This window comes from Planktotalea sp., from assembly GCF_039984035.1.
In the GTDB taxonomy this organism is placed as follows: Bacteria; Pseudomonadota; Alphaproteobacteria; order Rhodobacterales; family Rhodobacteraceae; genus Planktotalea.
Genome location: NZ_JBDWVM010000166.1, coordinates 1 through 6,516, shown reverse-complemented (window position 1 = coordinate 6,516; position 6,516 = coordinate 1). Strand labels below are relative to the sequence as shown.

5 protein-coding genes and 1 pseudogene are annotated in these 6,516 nt (G+C 51.1%); all 6 read left to right on the top strand.

What is annotated here, in order from left to right:
* The coding region (locus ABJQ89_RS07485) for a glycosyltransferase (RefSeq protein ID WP_348495631.1) at nt 1–984 on the top strand (984 nt) is incomplete at its 5' end.
* Nucleotides 985–1,102: 118 nt separating this feature from the next.
* On the top strand, nt 1,103–1,996 hold the full coding sequence (gene galU, locus ABJQ89_RS07480; protein WP_348495630.1) for a UTP--glucose-1-phosphate uridylyltransferase GalU: 894 nt from the start codon (nt 1,103–1,105) through the stop codon (nt 1,994–1,996).
* Between the two features lie 153 nt (nt 1,997–2,149).
* Entirely contained in the window at nt 2,150–3,319 is a 1,170-nt protein-coding gene (locus ABJQ89_RS07475) for a glycosyltransferase family 1 protein (RefSeq protein WP_348495629.1), read from the top strand.
* A 50-nt stretch (nt 3,320–3,369) separates the two neighbouring features.
* Entirely contained in the window at nt 3,370–4,380 is a 1,011-nt protein-coding gene (locus ABJQ89_RS07470; RefSeq protein WP_348495628.1) for a glycosyltransferase family 2 protein, read from the top strand.
* The gene (locus ABJQ89_RS07465; RefSeq protein ID WP_348495627.1) at nt 4,377–6,074 is read left to right on the top strand and encodes a beta-1,6-N-acetylglucosaminyltransferase; all 1,698 of its coding nucleotides are present in this window, start codon (nt 4,377–4,379) and stop codon (nt 6,072–6,074) included. Before ABJQ89_RS07470 ends, ABJQ89_RS07465 begins: the two co-directional genes overlap by 4 nt.
* Before the next feature lie 3 nt (nt 6,075–6,077).
* A pseudogene (locus tag ABJQ89_RS07460) lies at nt 6,078–6,516 on the top strand (nodulation protein NodH); the annotation flags it as partial.

The following is a 6,516-nucleotide window of genomic DNA, read 5'->3' as shown; positions in this document are numbered from 1 at the left end:
GATGATGCGGTGCCAGAGCCGACTTGGCTGAACTATCTTGTCGCTGGATTTGAGCAAAGCGACGTCAGCGCGTCGGGCGGCTTTGTGATTGGGCGCAATGGGATTTCCTTTCAATGGAGGGCGCGCAGCGTTGATTGCTTTGGTGTCGCGGCAGATCTGGCTGTGGATGAGACGAAAACCAGCGTTCTCACCCCGCAGAATGGGCGCGCTATAAAGACCGAAGGTACGAACATGGCCTTTCGCCGCGAAGTTTTGGCGCAAATCGGCGGCTTTGATCCTGCATTCAAGTTTTACTTAGATGAAACCGACGTCAATTTTCGACTTGCGAAGCTGGGTCATCGCACTGCGATTGCGCCACTCGCACAGGTGCATCATGGCTATAAAGCGAGCGCGATGCGGCGCAGTGACCGCGCCCCTAAAGACTTGTTTGAAATAGGCGCGAGCCTTGTGGTTTATCTTCGAAAGCATGCGCCACTTGATCGCCATAAAGGGGCGATCTCGATGGCGCGGACAGAACAACGTTTACGCGCTCTGCGCCATATGGTGAGTGGTGCGCTTGAACCGCGGGATGTGACGCGACTTTTGCGGCGTTTCAATGCTGGAATCGACGCAGGTGTTAAACGATCGATTTCGGTCAGAGCCGCGTTGCCGCACGCGCGTGTTGGATTTCAAAGGTTTCCCAAGAGATATTCAGGAGAGCATCGCGTATTTTGTGGTACGCGGTCAGAACTTAAGCATCTGATAGAAATAGCAAATGGCGCTGTACACACGGGTCAACGTGCGTCTGTCTTTGCCTTCTCGTATACAGCGCGACCGCACAAAGTGCGCTTTACAAAGACGGGCGTTTGGTTGCAAACAGGCGGCATGTTTGGTCGAAGTATTCGAACGGGTCGGCGTTTCAACTTGCGAAGTCGCGATAGCGCCTACGCGCTAGAGTTGAAAAGGCTTGCGGTTTTGCGTAAATTTCGCGCATTGCGTGATTAGATAGTTACCATTGGGAAACAAAACGCTACTTTTTCGCCGAATGGCCATGATTTAAACCCACTTCCTTTTTACAGACACATCAAACTACGAAGAATTTTGCGAATTTAAGGATCAGTTAATGCGTAACAAAGTAACAAAAGCAATTTTTCCTGTGGCCGGTTTAGGCACGCGGTTCCTCCCGGCGACAAAGTCGGTTCCGAAGGAAATTATGACTTTGGTCGATCGCCCGCTTATCCAGTATGCGATTGACGAAGCGCGCGCTGCGGGCATCAAGGAATTCATCTTTGTTACATCTCGCGGCAAAGGTGCACTTGAAGACTATTTCGATCACTCTCCCCAGCTTGAAAACGAGCTACGCAAAAAGGGGAAGCAGGATCTGCTGGATATTCTGAAATCAACCAACATGGACAGCGGTGCGATTGCATATATGCGCCAGCACAAGGCGCTTGGCCTTGGCCACGCTGTTTGGTGCGCCCGTCGTTTGATTGGCAATGAACCTTTTGCGGTTATCTTGCCGGATGACGTGATCGCAGCTGAAAAGCCGTGCTTGCAGCAGATGGTTGAAGCATATGAGGAAACGGGCGGCAATATGGTTGCTGCTATGGAAGTGCCTCAAGAGAAGGCCTCTTCCTATGGTGTTCTGGATATCAAGGAAGACATGGGTTCGATGGTGTCGGTCAACGGCATGGTAGAGAAGCCTGAGTCTGGTTCAGAGCCATCAAACCTTGCTGTGATTGGCCGTTACATTCTATCGCCACATGTTTTGAAAAACTTGAACAAGATCAAATCTGGTGCAGGCGGAGAAATCCAGCTGACAGATGCGATTGCGCAAGAGATTGGCTCAGATCGCGGCGTTTATGGCTATCGCTTCCGCGGCCAACGTTTTGACTGCGGTTCGAAATCTGGTTTCCTTCAAGCGACTGTTGCCTTTGGCCTTTCGCGCTCTGAATTGCGAGATGATCTTTACGCTTATCTGTCTGACGTAATGGCGACAGAAAAAGCTGCACAATAACTCGGCGTGCAGGGGCGTCAGCTCCTGCGCCCCTTGGCCCGTCGGCCCACTCCAGGCTTGGTGGCTTAGAAAGGCGGACCCAAGCTGACTCTCTCAAGCGATTTTCACCAACCCATCTGCCTTGATCTGACCCGTTTGCTCAGCCGAACGGGAATGGTTCATACTGGTGTGGATCGCGTGGAATGGGCCTATCTAGAATGGTGCCTTAGCTTGGATCGCCCCGTCTTCGCTCTTGTGCGCACCGCTTTGGGCTATTTGCTGCTGGATCGACGCGGCATGGCATTTTTCCACGAACATCTTCGCGCGGCCAGTTGGGGCAAGCCTGATTTGCTCTCTCGTCTTGCGTTGAAATTAAGTCCAGCGCGCAAAGCAGGTGAATCAGCGCTGCGAAAGCAAGCCATCGCCCGTTCGACGCGGTCACGTTTGCAGACCATGATCGCGCGGGCGTTTCCGAACGGTGCATTGTATTTAAATACAGGTCACAGCAATCTGTCGCGACGGGTTTTCAAAGCGTTCAGAGCAAATAAATCCTCGAAATCAGTTGTTTTGATCCACGACATGATACCGCTCGATTGGCCTGATTTTCAGCGCCCTGGTACAGTTGAGCAATTCGAAAAACGCATGCGCACTGTTTCGGAATTTGCAGATGCTTTGATCTGCAATTCTCAGCAAACATTGGATGATACAACGCGCCATATGCAACGGTTTGGCCGTGTACCGGCAGGGATCGTTGCGCACCTTGGGATCGATGTACCAAGTGTGGAAGAGGCAGACCTTCCATTGGTCCCAGCGCCCTATGTGATGGTCGTTGGCACGATAGAACCTCGCAAGAACCACGCGCTATTGCTGGATGTATGGGAGCAATGGGCAAACGACGGCGATACGCCGCCACCGCATTTGGTAATTTGCGGCAATCGAGGCTGGAACAATGAAGCGGTTTTCGCGCGGTTAGACGCGGCCAAAACTGCCGGATTACCCATTTCTGAGTTCAATGGTTTGGGCGACGCTGAGATGATGGGCCTTTTGAAAGGGGCCAAGGCTGCGCTCTTCCCGAGCTTTGTTGAAGGGTTCGGTTTGCCGCAAGCAGAAGCCTTGGCGCTTGGGGTGCCGATTATTTGTAGTGATTTAGGCATCTATAGAGAAATTCTTGGCGACTTCCCCGTTTACGCAGAGAAGCCGAATGCCTATGTTTGGCGCACCGAGATCGAAAAACTGCTGCAAAAAGATAGTATTGGTCTAGGTCGAGTGGATGAAGATCCGGCTCTTTTTACGCCGCCGCGGTGGGATAGGCACTTTAACCTTGTGTTGAAACACTTTGGTTAATTTGATCCGCGCGGACGCTGAAAAAGGAGTCATGAGGAGGCAAGGCACAGTTGGGAATTGTAAGGTCATATCGGCTTAGGCTACAGCGCAAGCGCTGGCGCATTCGTGCATTCCGAAAACGTCGAGAATTGCAACCGATCCGCAATCGAAGCAATCAAATAAAGCCGGGGGATATTCTTCTCTTTTCGACAATGCGGAATGAACATGTTCGGCTGCCCTATTTTCTCAAATACTACCGTGACATGGGCGTGAACCACTTCTTCTTTGTGGACAACGATAGCAACGATGGTGGTTTGGAGTATTTGCAAGAGCAACCCGATGTGTCGCTCTGGCATACCCAACACAGCTATAAACGATCGCGCTTTGGGGTAGATTGGCTGAATTGGCTGCAATTGCGTTATGCGCACGGTCACTGGACGCTGACAGTTGATCCTGATGAATTTTTCTTGTTTCCGTTTTGCGATACACGTCCGATCCGTGCACTGACGGATTGGCTAGACGCATCTTCGATAAAATCGTTTAGCGCGATGCTGCTTGATATGTACCCAAAGGGTCGCATTGATGCGAAACCCTATGTTTCGGGCGACAATCCCGTGGATACTGCTTGTTGGTTTGATTCTGGAAACTACACGATCCAAAAGAACAAGAAGCTTGGAAATTTGTGGATTCAAGGCGGCCCGCGCGCACGCGTCTTTTTCCCAGACGAGCCTGAAAAGGCACCAGCGCTCAACAAAATTCCATTGGTGAAGTGGGACCGTAAATACACCTACGTCAGCTCGACCCATAACTTGCTTCCGCGTGGTTTGAACCTCGTTTACGATGAATGGGGTGGTGAAAAAGCGTCAGGTGTTTTGCTGCATACCAAGTTCCTCGACACGTTTACCGAAAAAGCTAGTGAAGAACTGACCCGCAATCAGCACTATTCCGCAAGCGTAGAGTATCGCGCGTATGCAGAGCATTTGGCAGAAGATCCAGAGCTTTGGTGTAAGTGGTCAGAGAAGTACATCAACTGGCGACAGCTTGAGATACTGGGCCTGATGTCCAAAGGGAACTGGGCATGAGCTTAGGCGTTATCATGCTAGTGCACACTGCGCTTGGCCGGGCCGAACAGGTTGCGCGCCATTGGGCGGCGTCTGGCGTTCCTGTGGTGATCCATGTCGATAAGAAGGTTGATCGCAAAACCTACAAAGAATTCAGAGCGGCCCTGAACGATGAACAAGAGATAATTTTCTCAAAGCGTCATTACTGTGAATGGGGTGGATGGGGCATTACTGCGGCAACCCAGCTTGCTGCGGAACGTATGCTGGAACGGTTCTCGGATGTACGCCATGTCTTTCTTGCGTCGGGCTCATGCTTGCCGCTGCGACCTGTAAGTGAATTGATCGGTTATCTCGATGCGCGCCCGCGCACAGATTTCATTGAATCAGCGACAACGTCTGACGTGCCTTGGACAGTGGGCGGTTTGGATATTGAACGCTTTACACTGCGGTTTCCGTTTTCTTGGAAGACCCAGCGCGGTCTGTTTGATAAATACGTAGCGCTTCAACGCAAAATCGGTTTGAAGCGACGTATCCCTGCGGGCCTTGTTCCGCATATGGGATCGCAGTGGTGGTGCCTGACGCGTCAAACGTTATCCGCGATTTTGGAAGATCCGGATCGCCATATCAATGATCGCTATTTTCGGAAAGTTTGGATTCCGGACGAAAGCTATTTTCAGACCCTTGCACGGCAATATTCATCTAAAATTGAAAGCCGTTCGCTGACCCTGTCGAAATTCGATTTTCAGGGTAAGCCGCATATCTTTTACGATGATCACCTGCAGTTGTTACGTCGGTCTGACTGTTTTGTAGCGCGCAAAATTTGGCCCCATGCGGATCGCGTGTATCAAGCCTTTTTGACCGATGAAGCGAGTGCCATGAAACAGGCGGAGCCAAATCCTGGAAAGATCGATCGCATCTTTTCCAAGGCTGTTGAGCGACGAACGCGTGGGCGACCGGGTTTGATTATGCAAAGCCGCTTTCCGAACAAGGGTTGGGAAAACGGTGTCACGTGCGCCCCATATTCGGTTTTCCATGGCTTTACAGAGCTGTTTGAGGATTTCGAACCTTGGCTGTCCAAAGCGACCGGTAGCAAAGTACACGGCCATATATTTGCGAAGGACCGCGCGGAATTTGCGAACGGTCAGACCGTGATCAATGGTGGCCTGAGCGATGATCCATTGTTGAGGGACTACAGCGGTGCGGCGTTTCTCGGTAACTTGATTTGGAATACGCGCGGAGAACATCAGTGTTTTCAATTTGGCCCACAAGATTCCCAGAAGGTAACTGAAAAACTTTGTAGTGACGCGAATGCGCAAATTTCGGTCATCACCGGCTCTTGGGCAGTGCCACTTTTCAGGTCAAACAGGAACTTTTCCGAGTTGCGCCGCGAAGCTGCAAAGCTTCAAAGGATTGAAAATGCGTTTCTGACTCAGTTGCGCAATCAGTGGACCAAAGCGCGCATTCGGATTTGGACCATGGCAGAATTCATCGAAAGACCAATGGAGCCCTTGCAAACCATCATTGATGAAATTGGCGGCGCGCCACAGAGTCGGTTGAAAGAAGCACCCAAGATGGCTGACTTAACGGGTTTCGGGCAATTTCTGCAGAACCTTAAGAACCAAGGCATGCATCCACATTTGACAGGCGATTTCCCAATAGACAACGGCATAGCGACGCCAAGCAAGAAGCCCCGCAGACCCTATTTGGTAAAATAAAACATGACCCCAAAATTCGATTATTTCGTTGTTTTTGCTGAAATGCGAACAGGCTCAAACTTCTTGGAAGCGAACCTGAATGCGCTTGAGGGTGTGACGTGCCATGGTGAGGCGTTCAACCCGCACTTTATTGGTTATCCAAACAAGACAGAAATATTGGGCGTCACGCAGGAAATGCGCGAGGCGCATCCGACGCAGTTGATCGAGACGATAAAGCAATTTTCAGATGGTCTTGGTGGCTTCCGCTACTTTCATGACCACGATCCTCGCGTTCTTGATATCGCACTGAATGATCCGCGTTGCGCTAAGATTATTCTGACGCGCAATCCGCTTGAAAGCTACGTGTCATGGAAGATTGCCCAAGAAACGGGCCAGTGGAAACTGACCAACGTGAAAAGGCGCAAGGGCGCGAAGGCAAGTTTCGACGCAGAGGAATTCCAAT